The sequence below is a fragment of the Furfurilactobacillus milii genome (genome assembly GCF_009863985.1).
GTDB lineage: Bacteria > Bacillota > Bacilli > Lactobacillales > Lactobacillaceae > Furfurilactobacillus > Furfurilactobacillus milii_A.
On record NZ_WEZT01000022.1, the window covers coordinates 9,754 to 26,974 of the forward strand.

General features: G+C 41.4%; 21 protein-coding genes, 1 tRNA gene and 2 pseudogenes. 10 read left to right on the forward strand and 14 right to left on the reverse strand.

From position 1 onward, the window contains the following. The first annotated feature begins 298 nt into the window (after positions 1 to 298). The 5 genes and pseudogenes from GB992_RS11815 to GB992_RS10205 all read left to right on the forward strand — a co-directional run bounded on the left by GB992_RS11815 (position 299) and on the right by GB992_RS10205 (position 3,870). The gene (locus GB992_RS11815) at positions 299 to 1,000 is read left to right on the forward strand and encodes a family 20 glycosylhydrolase (protein WP_238331112.1); all 702 of its coding nucleotides are present in this window, start codon (positions 299 to 301) and stop codon (positions 998 to 1,000) included. A gap of 129 nt (positions 1,001 to 1,129) precedes the next feature. Continuing rightward, on the forward strand, positions 1,130 to 1,444 hold the full coding sequence (locus GB992_RS11820) for a glycoside hydrolase family 20 protein (RefSeq protein WP_238331113.1): 315 nt from the start codon (positions 1,130 to 1,132) through the stop codon (positions 1,442 to 1,444). 18 nt (positions 1,445 to 1,462) lie between these two features. Then, the gene (locus tag GB992_RS10195; protein WP_161002350.1) at positions 1,463 to 2,677 is read left to right on the forward strand and encodes a glycosyltransferase family 2 protein; all 1,215 of its coding nucleotides are present in this window, start codon (positions 1,463 to 1,465) and stop codon (positions 2,675 to 2,677) included. Continuing rightward, on the forward strand, positions 2,677 to 2,994 hold the full coding sequence (locus tag GB992_RS10200) for a hypothetical protein (RefSeq protein ID WP_161002351.1): 318 nt from the start codon (positions 2,677 to 2,679) through the stop codon (positions 2,992 to 2,994). The genes GB992_RS10195 and GB992_RS10200 overlap by 1 nt, the downstream gene beginning before the upstream one ends. Continuing rightward, a pseudogene (locus GB992_RS10205) lies at positions 2,975 to 3,870 on the forward strand (polysaccharide deacetylase family protein). The gene GB992_RS10200 and the pseudogene GB992_RS10205 overlap by 20 nt, the downstream one beginning before the upstream one ends. A 17-nt stretch (positions 3,871 to 3,887) precedes the next feature. Here the strand turns inward: GB992_RS10205 and GB992_RS10210 are convergent. Further along, a complete protein-coding gene (locus tag GB992_RS10210; protein WP_161002352.1) occupies positions 3,888 to 4,715 on the reverse strand; it encodes a mechanosensitive ion channel family protein in 828 nt (275 codons plus the stop codon). A 237-nt stretch (positions 4,716 to 4,952) separates the two neighbouring features. On the opposite strand from GB992_RS10210, the gene GB992_RS10215 reads away from it, so the two are divergent. Further along, a tRNA-Asn gene (locus GB992_RS10215) sits at positions 4,953 to 5,024 on the forward strand. 388 nt (positions 5,025 to 5,412) lie between these two features. Here the strand turns inward: GB992_RS10215 and GB992_RS10220 are convergent. The 9 genes and pseudogenes from GB992_RS10220 to GB992_RS10255 form a co-directional block, all read right to left on the reverse strand. Further along, a complete protein-coding gene (locus GB992_RS10220) occupies positions 5,413 to 5,880 on the reverse strand; it encodes a hypothetical protein (RefSeq protein ID WP_161002353.1) in 468 nt (155 codons plus the stop codon). A gap of 72 nt (positions 5,881 to 5,952) precedes the next feature. Next, a complete protein-coding gene (locus GB992_RS11825; RefSeq protein ID WP_238331114.1) occupies positions 5,953 to 6,690 on the reverse strand; it encodes a PD-(D/E)XK nuclease family protein in 738 nt (245 codons plus the stop codon). A 9-nt stretch (positions 6,691 to 6,699) separates the two neighbouring features. Continuing rightward, positions 6,700 to 6,810, reverse strand: a pseudogene (locus GB992_RS10225) (IS30 family transposase); the annotation flags it as partial. An 85-nt stretch (positions 6,811 to 6,895) separates the two neighbouring features. Next, the gene (locus tag GB992_RS10230; RefSeq protein ID WP_161002354.1) at positions 6,896 to 7,234 is read right to left on the reverse strand and encodes a zinc-ribbon domain-containing protein; all 339 of its coding nucleotides are present in this window, start codon (positions 7,232 to 7,234) and stop codon (positions 6,896 to 6,898) included. Beyond that, a complete protein-coding gene (locus tag GB992_RS10235) occupies positions 7,235 to 7,867 on the reverse strand; it encodes a hypothetical protein (RefSeq protein ID WP_161002355.1) in 633 nt (210 codons plus the stop codon). Between the two features lie 12 nt (positions 7,868 to 7,879). Next, the gene (locus GB992_RS10240; RefSeq protein WP_161002377.1) at positions 7,880 to 8,485 is read right to left on the reverse strand and encodes a DUF805 domain-containing protein; all 606 of its coding nucleotides are present in this window, start codon (positions 8,483 to 8,485) and stop codon (positions 7,880 to 7,882) included. Between the two features lie 13 nt (positions 8,486 to 8,498). Then, positions 8,499 to 8,768, reverse strand: a complete 270-nt coding sequence (locus GB992_RS10245; protein ID WP_161002356.1) for a Mor transcription activator family protein — start codon at positions 8,766 to 8,768, stop codon at positions 8,499 to 8,501. Between the two features lie 128 nt (positions 8,769 to 8,896). Next, complete coding sequence (locus GB992_RS10250; protein WP_161002357.1) at positions 8,897 to 9,160, reverse strand: Mor transcription activator family protein; 264 nt, start codon at positions 9,158 to 9,160, stop codon at positions 8,897 to 8,899. Between the two features lie 73 nt (positions 9,161 to 9,233). Further along, positions 9,234 to 9,509 carry a Mor transcription activator family protein gene (locus GB992_RS10255; RefSeq protein ID WP_161002358.1) on the reverse strand — a complete coding sequence of 92 codons (276 nt, stop codon included), beginning with the start codon at positions 9,507 to 9,509 and terminating at the stop codon, positions 9,234 to 9,236. 127 nt (positions 9,510 to 9,636) lie between these two features. Between GB992_RS10255 and GB992_RS10260 the strand changes: the two genes are divergently transcribed. Beyond that, on the forward strand, positions 9,637 to 10,587 hold the full coding sequence (locus GB992_RS10260; protein ID WP_161002359.1) for a helix-turn-helix transcriptional regulator: 951 nt from the start codon (positions 9,637 to 9,639) through the stop codon (positions 10,585 to 10,587). Between the two features lie 139 nt (positions 10,588 to 10,726). Then, positions 10,727 to 11,221 (forward strand): GNAT family N-acetyltransferase, encoded by a 495-nt coding sequence (locus GB992_RS10265; RefSeq protein WP_161002360.1) that lies wholly within the window; start codon positions 10,727 to 10,729, stop codon positions 11,219 to 11,221. A 79-nt stretch (positions 11,222 to 11,300) separates the two neighbouring features. Here GB992_RS10265 and GB992_RS10270 read toward each other — a convergent pair whose 3' ends face one another. Further along, positions 11,301 to 12,287 carry an aldo/keto reductase gene (locus tag GB992_RS10270; RefSeq protein WP_161002361.1) on the reverse strand — a complete coding sequence of 329 codons (987 nt, stop codon included), beginning with the start codon at positions 12,285 to 12,287 and terminating at the stop codon, positions 11,301 to 11,303. 244 nt (positions 12,288 to 12,531) lie between these two features. Then, positions 12,532 to 12,765: a hypothetical protein gene (locus tag GB992_RS10275; RefSeq protein WP_017263007.1), complete on the reverse strand. Its 234-nt coding sequence runs from the start codon at positions 12,763 to 12,765 to the stop codon at positions 12,532 to 12,534. Positions 12,766 to 12,957: 192 nt separating this feature from the next. Between GB992_RS10275 and GB992_RS10280 the strand changes: the two genes are divergently transcribed. Beyond that, positions 12,958 to 14,022, forward strand: coding sequence for an ABC transporter permease (locus GB992_RS10280; RefSeq protein ID WP_161002362.1), 1,065 nt, complete (start codon positions 12,958 to 12,960; stop codon positions 14,020 to 14,022). A 56-nt stretch (positions 14,023 to 14,078) separates the two neighbouring features. After that, positions 14,079 to 14,780, forward strand: coding sequence for an ABC transporter ATP-binding protein (locus tag GB992_RS10285; RefSeq protein ID WP_161002363.1), 702 nt, complete (start codon positions 14,079 to 14,081; stop codon positions 14,778 to 14,780). 55 nt (positions 14,781 to 14,835) lie between these two features. Here GB992_RS10285 and GB992_RS10290 read toward each other — a convergent pair whose 3' ends face one another. Continuing rightward, positions 14,836 to 15,405 (reverse strand): sugar O-acetyltransferase, encoded by a 570-nt coding sequence (locus tag GB992_RS10290; protein WP_161002364.1) that lies wholly within the window; start codon positions 15,403 to 15,405, stop codon positions 14,836 to 14,838. A gap of 333 nt (positions 15,406 to 15,738) precedes the next feature. Continuing rightward, positions 15,739 to 17,163 (reverse strand): L-arabinose isomerase, encoded by a 1,425-nt coding sequence (gene araA / locus GB992_RS10295; RefSeq protein ID WP_161002365.1) that lies wholly within the window; start codon positions 17,161 to 17,163, stop codon positions 15,739 to 15,741. Between the last annotated feature and the right edge of the window lie 58 nt (positions 17,164 to 17,221).

Below are 17,221 nucleotides of genomic sequence, written 5' to 3' on the forward strand. Positions count from 1 at the left end.
AATCAGAGACCACTTAAAATACTTGACTGGCAAACACCTTATCAGATCATGCTGACAAATTTGTCCAAAAATTCGGATTAAATTTGCAATCTACCATTTTGTAAAAGGTTTTATTTGCTGTTTTAACGAACTTCCTTGTCCTCTGCTTTCAATAAAGCTGACCAGCATTCTTAAATATCGGTTGTTAAAGTTTACTTAGAAAAACGAACCATTTACGTAAAGCTTTGACTTTTTTCAATTATTCAATCTCGTCGTGCAGTATGATATGAACCGATGCTTTTATGAAGGGAAGAACATTATGAAATCACGACATCGTTCGCTACTCATTACGTTTATCGTCGTTATCACCATTTCTTTAATGCAAATCCACGTTTACGCAGCAAGTCAACAACGCAAAAATGGTCAGTTCAACGGTCTCACGCTTGACGTTGCCCGCCGTTATTACCAACTAGATACCATCAAATCATTTATCTCACAGGTTGCGCAAAACCATGGCCAGTTTATTCAACTACATCTTAGTGACGCACAGTCGTTTGCAATTGAAAACGAAACGGTCGGTCAAACGTTAGCCAACGCAACCCAGACTAATGGTGTCTGGCGCAACAACACAACGCACCAGGCCTTTTACAGTAAAACGCAAGTTGCTGATCTAGTGACGTTTGCCAAACAAAAACACGTGACCTTAATTCCTGAAGTTGATACGCCTGCTCATATCAACGGAATGGTCAAAACGATGCGTGCTAATCATCAAACGCAACAAGTTGACCAATTGACGTACAATAATAAAAGCTACGGCCGTGAATTTCATCTAAATACGGCCAGTACAACGTTTGTTAAACGGCTCGATACTGAGGTGGCGCAGTCATTCATCGGTCAGCAGAACATGCGGTTTCACCTTGGTGGCGATGAGTTTACCGATCAAACTGGGGTTAACAAACCTTATATCGCCTATTTGAACGCTCTTGCCAAAAACGTTCGCTCCCTGGGATTCATCCCCTAGGCGTGGAACGATGGGTACATTAGCCAGGCTCTTAATCAATATGACAAACATATTCAAATTACGTACTGGAATTGGACAGCCGATGAAAAAGGTGCGCCCGGCAAGGAACGACAAAAAGCATGGGCCACAATGCCAGAATTAATTCATCATGGTTTCAAAGTACTGAACTATAACGATTATTACCTTTATTTCAACTTGTCCAAAAAGAACGTCAAACCCAGCAATGTCGCTTACATGACTTCTGACATGAAACAAAATTGGGATCCGACCATTTGGGATAACGACAATGACTCAAGTTTGAACACACTGCACAATATTGTCGGCAGTAGCGTGTCCATCTGGGCCGATAAAGATCCCCACAGCAAAATCAACGACAAACAAGTGTTAAAGGCTTCTCAAAAATTCTTGAGTCAATTTCTGCAACTTGCACGACAACCTATCTAACAATCATCGGGGAGTATCATGAATTTAATTAGCACATACGTTATTTTATATCCGGTAATTGTTTCGATTATCTGGATCATCAGCTCAATCTTCTTTTCAATTCAGCAGAGAACAGTTCCACTCGTCAATCAGCCCGCTGGTCAACCAGACGACTTGGTCTCAGTCCTTATCCCTGCACATAACGAAGGCGCGACCCTTAGCGGCGTGGTCGAGTCCGTCGCCGCATTAAGCTATCAACATATAGAATTAATCCTGATTGACGATGGTAGCGACGATAATACGTTTGATGTTATGCAAAAATTGGCGCGCCAATATGCCAAACGTTGTGACATCAAGCTTGTCCCATTAATGCCTAACCGCGGCAAAGCCAACGCCCTTAATGAGGGTGCGAAACAGGCTCATGGTAAATTCTTGCTGTGTCTTGACGCCGACTGTTACGTCGATGCTGATGTTTTGCAACCGATGCTTGCGCGTTTCTACGACAATGAAAATCTTGGCGCCGTCGCTGGTAAACCCATTGTTCGCAACCGGACTAGTTTATTAGGACGCCTCGAATTATTGGAATATATCGGTGTCATCGACATTATCAAACGTGGTCAGGCCTTTATCACTGGCCACATTACCACCGTTTCTGGCGTTGTAGTCGCCTACCGACGTGAAACACTAGCACAAGTCGGCTGGTGGAATCCACAAGCTTTGACTGAAGATATCGACATCACGTGGCGCTTGTATCAACACCAATGGCAAGTTAGCTACTGTCCTGACGCCGTTGCGTGGATCTTGGTGCCCGAACATGTCGGTGCCCTAGTTCATCAACGACAACGTTGGGCTCGCGGCGGTTTTGAAGTACTCTGGCGCAATAAAGGCATGTTATTACGCGGCCCACTAAGCGCGCAGTGGCTTTTGTTGGACATGGTTCTCAGCGATACATGGGCATTAGCTTGTGCGTTTGTACTACTTTTCTATGTATTCACCATTGCCTTTACACAAACATTAATTATGGACGGCGTGGTGCTCTTTTTATTAGTGCTGATCAGCATCATTCAATTTCTAATCGGCTTCGCGGACTCAAAACAGTCTGATTTTATCGCTTGGCAAGACTTATTATTGTTACCCGTTTACATTATTTTCTACTGGTTTATCAATTTGGTCAGTTGTCTGTCAGCACTGGCCTCATTCTTCTTGGATCCGCACCATGCAGGCACATGGCGCAGTCCAGATCGGGGGTTATAATGCGTCAACAAAAAGATCCTCGTTCATTAATTATCCGCAAACGACCATCACTTTGGGCACGTCTGCGTCGGACAGTGATTTTATTAGCGCTTTGGGTAATCACTGGATTCATCATCTACATCAACGTCTGTTTTTTACTGGGCGTTTACTCTGATGCCCTCGTTTCAGATTATCTTGTCCTGAATTTATCACTACATTTATACAAAACACTGGCAATTCTCGTCATCATTGTGGCTGTTTTAATCACTTTTTTTGGTACACTGCACATCAACACTTTGAAACGGAGGGCAAAGCATCGTGAGCAAGACAACGCGTAAATGGATTTTAGCCGGCTTTTTACTACTCGTTTTGGGTGCGCTAGCAGTGAGTGTCAAACGCAATATTGCATTTGAATTGGGTAACAAACCTAGTTATGCTATTTCTACTCATGATGAAAAAAAGCCTGCGGGGATCATGGTTTTCTGTTATCACCGGATCTTGGACGACAACAAAACAGTCAAATTAGATGAACGTTTGTCCCCCAACAGTCAGTTTCATGATTTCAACGTCAATCTCAGCGACTTCAAAAAACAAATGGCCACTTTAGCCCGTGAACACGTTAAAGTAATCTCCACGGCACAAATGGTACAAATGGTGGAATCACACCGGCGCATTCATGGCCGTTACGTTGTCTTAACGTTTGATGATATCGATCGAACTACTGTGGATAACGCCGCCCCAGTGATGATCAAACACCACTTTCCGTTTACAGTTTCCATCATCACTGGCAATACTGGCGCCTACCGAGCAGGCACCAAACTGGCCTCATGGCCGCAGATTTTGACCATGAGAAAACGGGCTGGCAGTTTAGTGACGTTTGCCGTGCATACTAACAACATGCATTATCTGAACAGTGCCGGCACACCAATCTTCAATGTTCCCCGCAACTTTATGCGTTTCAAACGTGATTATGCGACCAGCCAAATGTGATGCAAAAAAAGATTGACGCTGAAACGCCAATCTTCACGTATCCTTATGGGAGTGGTGATGCACAGGTTCAAGAATTTTTGGAACGTCAGCCACTGGAAGTTATCTACACACTGAACACTGGTATTGTTGATGAAAACACGGATCTCAAAAATACGCCGCGGGTCATTATCAGCACAAATAGTTGGCCCAGCGTCCAGCGGTGGTTAAAACAGACCCGACTGTAAGCATGAAAATGGCTAGCTTAAGGCAATTCAATTCCTTCTTGATGCAATGCATTTAAATAGCTCGTCGTAAACGTGGATCGGACATTGCTCTGGTCCCCGTTTTTTACATACATCGTAACCGAAATCGCCAACAGGTGGGTCTTGGGCAAAATCGTCGGTCCCTGAATAACCGCGCGACCAACGACCTCTGGGTGCTTAGGTAACAGACGGTCATTCACAGCCTTAACAGTTTTAATGGCCTGATTCGTAGCTGTATCTGCCTTCAATGGCAAATCAATTTGAACTCGCATGTTTGTGCGTGACTGGTTTGTAATCGTGGTAATGCTACTGTTGGTGATGTAATTCAGTCCACCGTCAGCGTCTTTAATCGTTGTCAAACGCAGGCCAAACGCAACTACACGCCCCGATGTCGTGCCATTGATGATGACGTTGTCGCCGACTTCCATCTGTTGCTCCATCAAAATTAGGAATCCAGCAATCACGTCACGAATAATCCCTTGCGCACCCAGCCCAACCACAACCGTTACAATTCCAGCACTCGCAATCAACGTTCCAATTGGAAAGCCAAGAACACTCAAAATCGTATAGAGAAAAAAGAAGACAACGATGTAACGAGTGGTGTTGCGAACTAAGGTATGTAACGTTTCTGCCCGTTTTTGGTTAATTCGCCGATTCTTCATATAGGTGCCAAAACTACGATCAATCAAAAACACGATTATTCGGTTGATTAGCCAAAAGAGGACTGAATACAATGCAATTTGAAGTACCATATTCAATAGATGCGGGCCAAACGTCCGCCACTTAAACTGTTCAAAAAATTCGCTAAAGCTCGCTACAGTCATCATTATCATTTGCTACTCCAGTTCGTCTGTGATGATTTACTAATCACAACTTTAGCATACTCATCAGTTCAATTTGAGGTGAGTTAACCGTTTGTGAGGAAAATTTGAAAAAATACGGAATTATCGACGGTTGAATCTTAATAAATCGACTAAGAAAACGATTTCTTCCATTTTTTCTCATTTACTCATTGACTTCTCATAAGTTGCTTGATAATATTAACAAATCAACTTGATTGATATTGCTCGGTGGCACAATGGTACTGCGTTCGACTGTTAATCGAAAGTGTGTTGGTTCGATTCCAACCCGAGCAGTAAATGTATCATAAATAGTTAGTTTTAGTCCGTCATATTTTGCCTTATCAGGCTTAATGTGTCGGGCTTTTTATATTTTGCCATTATTCGAAAGAAAGCCCCGTAAAAGTTAGATTTGTTTGTCTAACATTTACGAGGCACTTCACTACTCGAACTCATACAAACTTCTAAACAATATTGGCCAAGACTTTAAAGCAGATTGATATCGCAATTGTTCAGTCCCGCACTGGGCTTATACAGTATTTACGCAAGTGTCTACCGAGGTCTATGTAACTTTCAACCTTGTGTTCAGCATTTGCTTTTCTTCACAATAACGTTGTGAAGAAAAATTTATATCCAAAATTAATTCTTGTAAGAAAGGCTACAACCCTTTTTTCGATATTAGTACTTAACCTTTCTTACTTTCATCAAAATTCCGCAAAATATCACCAATCTTTTTTACAAGATCCTGAATATCCTCTTTCTTGGACAAATCATCAAGAGAGGTTAGTTCATAACCCCAGCCATCCCAGCCAGCAGTTTTAATATTTACTGATTTAAACTCCTCATTTTCTCCAAGAAAAAGTCTATTTTCTACTTTGTCTTGGCTACCATGATGCCAGGCTTTAAAGTAAAGTTTATCGGCCTCAAAACCTTTTTTATGTAATACCACATCTAAATCGTAAAAGATTTCGAACGCAAATTTTCCCCCGTTTTCTGTACCACAATCAAATCCTGCTATATCATTATTACCACGGTATATTTTATGGATGAATGGTTGCTTGGCATTTGCATTACTAGGATATTTTGTACCCCAGTTGTTACCACATAACTTAGGATATTTAAGTTTAACTTCTGTAATAATATACTCAAGCAACTGGTCTATGTCGCTTTCAAAATCAATTAACCCTGTTTCAAAGGATTTTATTGACTGCGTTGCTGTTGCTAACTATTTACTGTTGTTTTTAATTAGTGGTAAATCTTCCACAATGAGGCTCTCCTTATATGCAAGTGAGGTATTTTCTCTAAACTGTTTTAACAACGAACTAGAGCGACTATCTAAAGAATTGGAATTTTTAAAAGAAAAACCATTTTTTTTAATATTATCGAATACTTCATCATAGGTAATTACAAAATAATAAATATTGTTGATATTCTGTTTATGCGAAAATTCCTGACATAACTTTCGAAATTGCTCTTTTAAAGATGGTTTGTGCGTAATTGATTGACATAAAAAACCGATAAACAAAGGTTTAGTTTGATTGTCGCTATAAAGTTCCTTAATTCCATGTTGTGCATAAGCTACCAAATTATTGTAACTGGGAAGAGCGTCAATTTTGTTCTCTATAATCAATTTAAAATTATCGGAATCAACATCGATATCAATTCGCCGAGAACGATCCTCAACATTATTCGCACCCGTTGTTTGCATCTCACGTTCAACGGAGACTGTTTCGTAAATAAAACTGTTCTTTTTAAGCAATTTATGTGATGTGCTGTTCACAATCTGACATTTAGTTGATCCTGATATGGCCTGCATGATCGATTTCAAAACTAAAGTGCCAAATCCATGTTGCTCGTTTGGATTAATAAAATAAGCCCAAATATTTGAAGAAACGGTTTCCCAGTGTGGAAAACCAGAAAGATCAAAAACGTTTATTGGTAAATTTGGAGAACCATCCTCCAATACTGGAACTATGGTAGATTGTAAAACTGCCTTACTATGCCCACGAGGACCAACGACTGTATCTAGTTCAAAATCGCCGATGCGCTTACGTTGATTAATCATCATGGGACGCTGTTCAATGATCAGCTCCTAAAAGATGGGTTTGTGGTAAACACCATTTTAAAGGAAGCTGATCTTTTTTGTCCGAACAGCGTTCGGATTAATTTTACAATCTATCTTTAGTCTTCTTCAAACGCTCATTTTCTTTTTTCAAACTGCTTGCTTCACTATCATGACGGGAACTTCTTGATTCAGCATTCATTCCGCCAATGTTGATTCGACCAGTATCGTAAAGCCAATAACCCAGCCCAGAGACAAGCAATAAAATTATCATTATCAAGACTAGCCAAAGGCAGCCATGATGTTTGCGCACAACTTTTACATTATTTTGATCATTATTCGATCTGCTATCACTGTGTGGATTACTGGTTAAAGGCGTACCACACTTTTGACAGAACTTTGCTGAGTCGGGATTTAAATGCCCGCAATTCGCACATTTTTTCATTTATTCCCCCTCCGAATCTGAATCAATAAAGTAAAGAACCATATCGAATCGATTTTCACTACCGGCAACGGCTACATAAAAATCACCAGACTGATTTCGCCCATCCTCAGTAGGACTGTCAACATGAAAACTATATTTTCCAGGAAACAGCCCATTTCTAAAATCTTGTGCCGTAGCTTTTATATGCTTCCCACCATTCGTAATGTTAATTCGCATTTTTGCTGTATCATCCGTTGTCATAAAATGAACAGATGTTGGTTTTGCCGCCAAGTAGTATGAGTCGAACAACCCAAATACTTTCTTTGACTCTACATAAAACTTGTATTTAACGGATGGACCAGCGATTGTATGCCCGTCCGTGACACGCTTCCCGACTTCCGCTGTCGGAACTGAAGCATGGTTATGCCATTGTTCAACAACACTCTGTGCCCCTAGTTTGGCAAACTCCAAATTTTGACTATCCTTATCAAACTGTTTTAGAAACAATTCACCATCTTCATCTTGAGTTGCCTTAGTGATATTGGCAGCCAATTGATCCTTTGAAATAATGAACTGATTCTTGATTCCAACTATTCCAGTAACAAAGACAACCAAAATAATTATCGCAATTAATATTTTTGGACCCTTTTTCATTGCATCCACCCACTACGTTAAGCTCACAGGCTCTGGCCCAAACTGATTACTATATTCATTGCCTGGCTCCGCCATAAATACTTGTAAAGCAGGGCCGCCAATGACTGGAATAAATATCAGGCAATAGTATCCGCCAGATCGATTCGTGTCATGAAATCTACGTATACTTAAAGCAATTGAAACGATGGCCAGTGCCACATAAATCAGTGTCATCAATATGACACCGATAATTGGAATAAATATCGGAATAAGGCCCAATATTGCAATAACAGTCAATCCGACCTGCGCATACCAATAATCGGTTTGCGATGTCCGCCCACTAAACTCAAATACTTTGTTTAAAGCGTCCTTAGTGGCTGCAAACGATTTTGAAGCAAATGTATCACTAGCTGAATCATTCTTGTGACTTTCATTTGGACTAATCACCTTTGCACTAGAACCACTGCCATTTTTGGCTTGCTCTTGGCTCACGGACTGATTTTTAAAAGCATTACTTTCGGCCGCTCCGTTAGAAAAATCATTTTCTTCAGTATTTTGTATTGCACCACAAAAAGGACAAAATTTAACCTGTGTGCTAATTTTTTGTCCACAATTTGTACAGAATTTCGTTTCTTCCATGATAAAGTTCCTCTCAACTATTATTTTTGGCTAATTTAATTACTTGACGAGCCCAGCGTTTGGTAAAACCATACTGTTTTGCTAGGGCATCTAAATTTGAACCATTGTAACTTTCAATTATCTTCAGCTTTACCTTGTCACGATCATTTAAATGAATTGGAAAATTAATCTCCTCGCCTTTAAATGCGTCCCACAGTAATAACAGCTTGTCTTCACCCAGCAAATCATAGATTCGCCGATATACGTCCGGTAATGTGGTAGGATCAACTTTTTGCTTGTCCATAAGCCCCCTCCTCACCTTCGTTTTTCATCATAGCAACAACCTTGTGCAGTTACTAACACGGCCCGCAAGGCACATGTCCGTATAAACGTAGTGAAGATTTCACGAGACTCGTCCTGAACTATGCAAAATCATTCCGTTTTTGAACCATTTTGACGAATAATTTGGCGAATCCATCGTTGAGAATAATCATATTTATGAGTCAATTGCACTAAGTTATGCCCGTTATACTCAGCAATGATTTTTTTGGCTACCTTCTTTCGGTCATATAAACGCATTGGAAACGAAATTTGACGTCCACGATATATTTCGAACACTTTCATCATTTGCTCAGTGCCCAACACTTCATTTAGTTGTGCATATGACTCTTGAAGTAATTCTGGCGTCACATCCATATGATGACCCCCACTAATCAATTTTTAAGATAAGATTATCAGGCTCGTAATGACTCCTGTAATGCAAATGTCATTACAGGTTGAAGGTGTTCCGGCTACCTTTGCTCCTATTAACGATTCGATAAATTGTTCTTTCACTGTACTGATGTCGAATTGCCAAATCTGTTATTGTAAGACCACTTCTATGCTCTTCCATAATTTGGTCGTACTCATATTGGGACTTCAATAGTCGTTTCGGGAAACTAATTTGATTGCCAGAATAAGTTTGATATATCTTTAACGTTGCCTCTTTACCAACGCTTTCATAAAATTCTTGATAAATTTGTTTCCACATATAAATCTCGTTCATATCTGGCCTCCTTGTATACTCAGTAAATTCAGTCTAAAATTTTGCATAGACACGATAAGTCTATTTATAAATAAAAACGACCTGAATAATATTTCAAATTCAGATCGCTTCAAGGACGGCGTACAGAATGAATGCAGCATACCGACAATTATTTATTTTTCAACAATTATTAAGTGGTCTAGTGGTCCACAAACAAGATTTAGTTAAACGATTTAATGTCAACGCACGTGTTATTCAAAGAGACTTTAGTCAAATTCGTCAATTCATTGATGATCAACAGCTTTTCTACCAGATGCAATACAAGCGAGGTCTCAACGGTTATGTTTTAGAAACAGACCAAGATAGCATTTCAAAACAATCTATTTTAGTCATTATCAAAACATTATTGGCTAGCCGATCTTTGACGAGTAAAGAAATGAAAACGACAGTGAACGGCTTATTGAATCTTGTAACGCCTGAAGAACAGCATGAAATTCGACCGATTATTCAAAATGAAAGTTTTTACTATCTTCCAGTCCATCATGATCAACCACTTCTACGAACAATTTGGCAATTTAGTCAGTTTATTATTAAAAAACAAGCAATCCAAATAACTTATCAACGTCAACGTGGTGAATATAAAACATACATTATCTTGCCAGAATCCGTCATTTTTTCCGAATACTATTTTTATATAATCGCATTTAATCCTCAGGGAAAAGGTAATCGCTTCTTTCGAGCTGATCGAATAAAGGATTACCATCAGGTTAACAAGAAAATAACTCAAAACTATGCTGACAGATTCGAAGATGGCAAATTGCGCCAACAGATTCAATATATGCAACCGGGTCAGACAATCACCCTTCTCTTTGAGTTTTCTGGCATTGTTGAAGCTGCTTTAGATCGTTTTCCAAATTCCGTTGTAAAAAAAAGAGATTCAGTTCGTCATTGCGTTCTGATTGAAGCAAAAACATACGATACCGGCGCTAAGATGTGGTTACTCAGTCAAGGCAATTTGGTAAACGTTTTAAAACCGACAAAATTACGCGATGAAATAAGGGCTGAACTTCACGCTATTCTTCAGAAATATGACGACTAATGAACGTATTTTATGTCAAAGTTCAAAATAAGAAAAAAATTCAATTCATCTTTTTAATTACTTTTCGGCTTTCATCCTTGCCACATCACAATTAGTATTTCTATAATTAAATTTAATCTGCTAGAAAGAAGTCTTTCACATGTCCCTTACCCTAACAATTGCTGCTCAATCCGATCTTCCCACTATTGTTAGCATCTATAACCAAAGCATCCCCAGCCATGCTGTCACTGCCGATTTAGTGCGTGTGACCATTGATGATCGTCAGTCATGGTTCGAAGCGCACCAACCAGACAGTTATCCCATTTGGATGGTTAAAAATGACGATAACATCATTGGCTGGGTCAGCCTGTCACCTTTCTATGGGCGCGGTGGATACGCTCATACGACCGAGATTTCGATTTACTTAGATCAACAAACGACCGGTCACGGCTATGGTAGTCAGGTGATGTCGTTACTAGCACGACAGATTACCATCTTTCATTTCACCAGCGTAGTGGCTTACATTTTCGACTCTAACGCAGCCAGCCTGCATCTGTTCCATAAATTTGGCTACGAAGAGTGGGGACATTTGCCAAAAATCGCTAATATGGCAGGAACTCCTCGCGACCTGATTATTTTAGGCCGTCACTATTAATGCATAATAAAAAAGCGTTTGAGCGTAATGGCTTCTAAATGAAGTCATCAGTTCAAACGCTTTTTTACACTATCCAAAATCATTTCAGAGCCTCTTCAATGGCAGTCAGCTCGTCATCGCTAAAGTCTAAGTGTTTTAAGGCACCCAAGTTGTCTCTAAGTTGTTCCGGGCGACTAGCCCCAATCAGCACGCTTGTGACTTGTTGATGATGCAATAACCAGGCAATTGCCATATCGGCCAACGATTGATTACGCTGTTGGGCGATCTCATTCAACCGTTTGACCGTACTCAGTGTTTGCTCGACCTGATCCTCATGCAAAAACGGACTCGTGGACCGATGTGCACGTGAATCTTCAGGAATGCCGTTCAAATAACGATCCGTCAGCAGTCCCTGTGCTAACGAGCTAAATGTAACTAGTCCCGTTTGGTCGGTCGTCAACTTGTCTAGCAAACCATCTTCAATGTGGCGGTCAAACAGATTGTAGCGATCTTGATGGACAATGTATGGTGTGTGTAAATCGTCAAAGACCGCCTCAATGGCAGCTGTCTGCTCCGGATTGTACTTCGAAATCCCAATGTATAAGGCTTTCCCCTCCCGCACCAGCTTATCTAAGGCATATGCCGTTTCTTCAACCGGTGTGTCAGGATCTGGGCGATGTGAATAAAAGATGTCCACGTAATCCAAGTGCATACGTTGAAGGCTCTGATCGGCACTTGCTAAAATATTCTTCATCGAACCACCGTCGCCATACGGGCCATCCCACATACGATGGCCAGCCTTACTGGCAATAACCAGTTCATCACGATAGGGTTTTAAGTCTTCATCCATCAAGTGACCAAAGTTTGTTTCCGCACTGCCTGCTACTGGACCATAATTATTCGCCAAATCGAAATAGGTTATGCCTGCATCAAACGCCGTTCGAACGATCTGCTTTTGGGTCTCATACTCGTCCACACTACCAAAATTGTGCCAAAATCCGAGACCAAGAACGGATAATTTCAAGCCACTCTTACCTGCTCGCCGATACATCATTTGTTCATACCGAGGTTCGTTTGCTAAATACATACTGTGCCTCCACTTAAAATTGCGACCAACGCCGATTTGGCGCGGTTATCTTGTTGTTAATTATAGGCTTTTACCTATTTTTATTGCAAACGTTTTCAGGAAAACCCAACTCACTATAAAAGAGCATCAACCACTGTGATATCAGTGAATTGATGCTCTTTCATTTAACCTGCGGCTTAAAGCAGATTTGTTGCCAATCTTATATATAATCACGTACGCTCGACCCAATAAATATATAAAACAATCAACGTAATTCAATTTGAAACTTTTCGGGCCCGTCCAACGTTTGCACATTTACTGTCATACCGTTCTTTAACGGGCGATCAACCCAAAAACTCGGGTGCAAATGATAATTAAAATCGAAACTGTATCGGGTTTGACCAGCGCCCTCAGTTTCTGCCTCAACTTCACCACGACTGCCATCGGACAATTCAACGCTTTGCTGCTTCACATTTGGTGCCACATAAATCGTTGTCATGGACTCCACCTCCAATGACATTATAGCAGGAAAAATATTTTAGGTTAAGTTAAAACAATTATTTTGCATGCCAAATCACGATAGAAAAAGCGCTCAAATTGCATTTCTTAGGAAAAAGCGTACAATTAGTTATAATCTTATTTATCACTTGATAAATAAAGCTAAATTTACGGAAAAAAAGGAGAAATCATCATGTATTTAGGGCTAAAAGAAATGCGCTATGAAAAGCTACGCTACAGTCTGTTAACTGGTGTGATGGTTCTGATTGCGCTCGTTGTCTTCATTCTGGCCGGATTGGCTGGTGGTCTCTCTCAAGGCAACCGTTTGGCAGTCGATCAATGGCAGGCCAAATACGTTTATTTGAACAAAGACGCTAACAAAAACATTATGGCATCACAGCTAACCACCGACGCAACTAGTGACGTTAAGGGAAAGCAGGTCGCAAACATTGCGCTTGATAGTACCGTCGTTCGCAAAGTTGGTAGTAATAACAAAATTGACATTTCCGCACTGGGAACTGCCAACAACAGCTTTATTATGCCTAAGGTTACTAGCGGCCATAAAGTCCAACGTGATAATCAAATCATCATTTCACAGAACCTGAAGGACCAAGGGATTAAGATTGGTGACAAGGTCCGTTTGGGATCGAACGACACAAAATTAACCGTTGTCGGCAGTTACGGTAAGAGCACATACAGTATTGCCCCAACCATGTATATGAATTTGGCAACATTGGCCAAAATCAAGGCTGCTGGCACGCCTGTCACAAAGCCGCTCGGCATCAACGCAATTATCACCAAAGACAGCCAGTTATCTGGGAACAAACACAATTTGCAACGGCTCCCTATCAATGATTTCATTCAAAATCTGCCTGGTTACAGTGCTGAACAGACAACTTTAAACACGATGATCTACTTCTTGTTCGCCATGTCACTGGCCATTATCGGAATCTTTATGTACGTTCTAACCTTACAAAAGCAGTCGCTGTTCGGCGTGCTGAAAGTTGAAGGAATTGGTACACGTCACATTCTGGCTAGTGTTGTGACACAGGCTGCCGTTATGAGCGTGGTCAGTGTTGCCGTCGGCTTATTGATCACAATTGGTATCGGCGCCATCGCACCAACGGGCATGCCGTTTGCACTAAACTACCCACAACTCGGCATTTATGCCGTCTCGTTAATCCTCGCTTCTATTCTAGGATCCCTACTATCCTGGCGCACGATTGCCAAAATTAACCCAGTCACGGCAATTAAATAGAGTGGTACCGAAGCCCGGGAGAAGTCGAGCAATAACAAGACGTAAAGGAGAAAAACATGGCAAACGTAATGGAACTTGTTAACGTATCAAAACGTTTCGGAAGCGGCCATACCGCGGTCAACGCACTTAGTGATGTAAATTTCGAAATCCAACAGGGTCAATTTGTTTCAATCATCGGACCATCAGGATCTGGTAAAAGTACCTTTTTGACCATTGCGGCCGGTCTACAAACACCGACAAGTGGTAAAGTTTTGCTAAATGGCACAGACCTAGCCACCCAAACAGAAAAGCAGCGGCTACAATACAGATTTGATCATGTCGGCTTTATTCTGCAAAGTTCAAACTTGATTCCCTATCTGACTGTCTCTGAACAATTTAAGCTCATTGACCGTTTGGCCCACCAAAAATTTCAAGAAAAGGAAATGCGTCAATTGCTGGATAGACTAGACTTGAAGAACCTAGATGACGCCTATCCAAACGCACTGTCCGGTGGTGAGCGCCAGCGTGTCGCAATCGCTAAGGCACTATATCACGAACCTGACATTATCTTAGCTGACGAACCAACGGCCAGTTTGGACTCGACCCGTTCGTTTGATGTCGTTGATCGATTGGTCAGCGAGGCTCATGACTTAAATAAAGCGATTATCATGGTAACTCATGATGAACGGCTAATTACTAAAAGCGATGTCGTGTATCAAATCGATGATGGTAAAATGCAAAAGCTTGAGAACAAAGAAGCTGTCGAATCACAGAATTAACAAACTAAAAATCGCATGTTGTAGAAGTTTAACGGCTTCTGCAACATGCGATTTTTCACTTTGCAACGTTTGTTTTAAGCACACGTGCCGGATTGCCACCAATGATGACGTCATCGCCAAAGGATTTTGTCACAACACTGCCAGCACCGACGATGACATTGTCGCCAAGTGTTACCCCTGGACAAATAATTGCGCCGCCACCAATCCACACATCGTCACCGATTGTGACTGGCTTACCAATACCTTCTGCCCCGTTACGGCGTAGTCTTGGATCGGTAGGATGATTAACCGAATAGATTTGTACTTTGGGGCCCAACAAAGCATGTTTGCCAATGCGAATGGGTGCCACATCCAACATTACGCAATCATAATTGGCAAAGAAATCGTCGCCAACATAAATGTTATATCCATAATCACAACGGAAAGTCGCATGGACGCTACAGTCTTGCCCTGTCTCGCCAAACAACTTTTTAATAATCGCCGTACTGCGTTCAGGATCTCGTTCTCCTAGTGCATTAAATTCCTCAATTTGTTTACGTGCTTCTTCACGTTCAGCGACAAGTTCATCGTCGTAAACGTCAAAGATATCGCCTGCTAACATTCTTTGTTTATTTGTTTTTATCATGTGTTCACCTCGTTATTTTGCTTCACTACTACATAGCAAAAACGTGTTCTCAACCCCTAAACCTTCCGACTGGCACGATACAGGAAAACCACCCGTATCAATCTACATAGCCGAAACGTGTCACTGTCGCCCAGAAACCTGCGCATAACCTAAAACTGCTGCCATACAGGAAAAGTCACCTGCACGTGCTCGCTACCTTCATAGCCGAAACGTGTTCTCAGCCCTAAACCCTGTGCATAACCCAAAACTGGCACGATACAGGAAAACCACCCGTATCGTGCCAGTTTCATGTTATTGCTCGGGTTTAAGACCGGGGTTGTTCACACTCTACTCTTAATCAATAACCACCGACTTCAAACCAAACATGGTAACAAGGTCGTTGATTTGTTCTTCGTCCAAAGCAAAGGTGAAGACAGTGTGGTGACCACCACCATTTTCGATCCACTTTGTGGCACCGGCCTTCAAGCCAACCTTTGGTGTCCACAATTGCTTAGCAACTGGCAGATTTGGCGTTTCAGCTTCTGGCTTATTTGCGTTAACTGGGTAGCTGATGAACTTGTATCCATCACGGAAATCAGCCAACGTAACGTCAATCGCGTCACCTTCAGAACCAGTGAAGACCAAACGTGCTGGATCAGCTTTACCACCAATGTCCAATGGGTGAACTTCAACACGTGGCTTGTCACTAGCAATTGATGGGTCAACTTCCAACATGTGCGAACCAAGAATGGCTTCGTGACCTTTCCGTAAGTCCAACGTGTAGTCTTCCATGAAGGCTGTCTTTTGGTTGTGTGACATGATCTTCATCAAACGTCCAAGGGCAGCTGTCTTCCAGTCACCTTCAGCACCGAAGCCATAGCCGTCACGCATCAACAATTGAGCAGCCAAACCAGGTAATTGTTCCATGCCCCACAAATCTTCAAAGTTTGTCGTAAATGCAGAGTAACCGCCACGGTCCAAGAAACTCTTAATACCAAGGTATTGAGCTAATTGAACGCGAACTGAATGCTTATATGTTTCAGGATCATTGTCACCTTGAACCAAGGTGTAATCAGTTGCCAGTTTTTCGTATTCTTTGTCCACATCGGCTTCACTAACCTTGCTGATTTCTTGAACCAAGTCACCAATACCGTAGTAGTCAACGGTCCAGCCAAGGTCAATTTGTGCTTGAACCTTGTCACCTTCAGTAACCGCAACATTACGCATTGTGTCTCCGAAACGGCAAACCTTTAACTTGAAACTCTCGTTGTAGGCAACGGCAACATCTTCCCACTTAGCGATTTCAGTTTGTGTTTCTTCATCACCCCAGTAACCGTAAACGATCTTGTTGTGAACGCCCAAACGTGCGTTGATGTAACCATATTCACGGTCACCATGAGCACTTTGGTTCAAGTTCATGTAATCGAAATCAATGGTGTCGTAAGGAATCTTGTTTAAGTATTGCGTTGCTAAGTGAAGCAATGGTTTCTGTAACAATTTAGTCCCACGAATCCAGTTTTTGGCCGGTGAGAAAGTATGCATCCATGTGATAACACCGGCAACATTGTAGTTGTAGTTAACTTCCTTCATAAATTTCGTGATTCCATCGGCTGTCGTCATAACATCTTTAAAAACAACTTTGTAGGGCAACTTACCGCTTGCGTTCAGCTTGTCGACGATGTCTTCAGCATCCTTAGCAACCTGCTTTAATTGATCTTCACCGTATAAGAACTGACTACCCGTAACAAACCAAAATTCGTAATCTGGAACTGCTAACATAATGAATTCTCCTTTGTGTTTAATGTTTTTGTTTTTACTACTACGTAGCGATAACGCG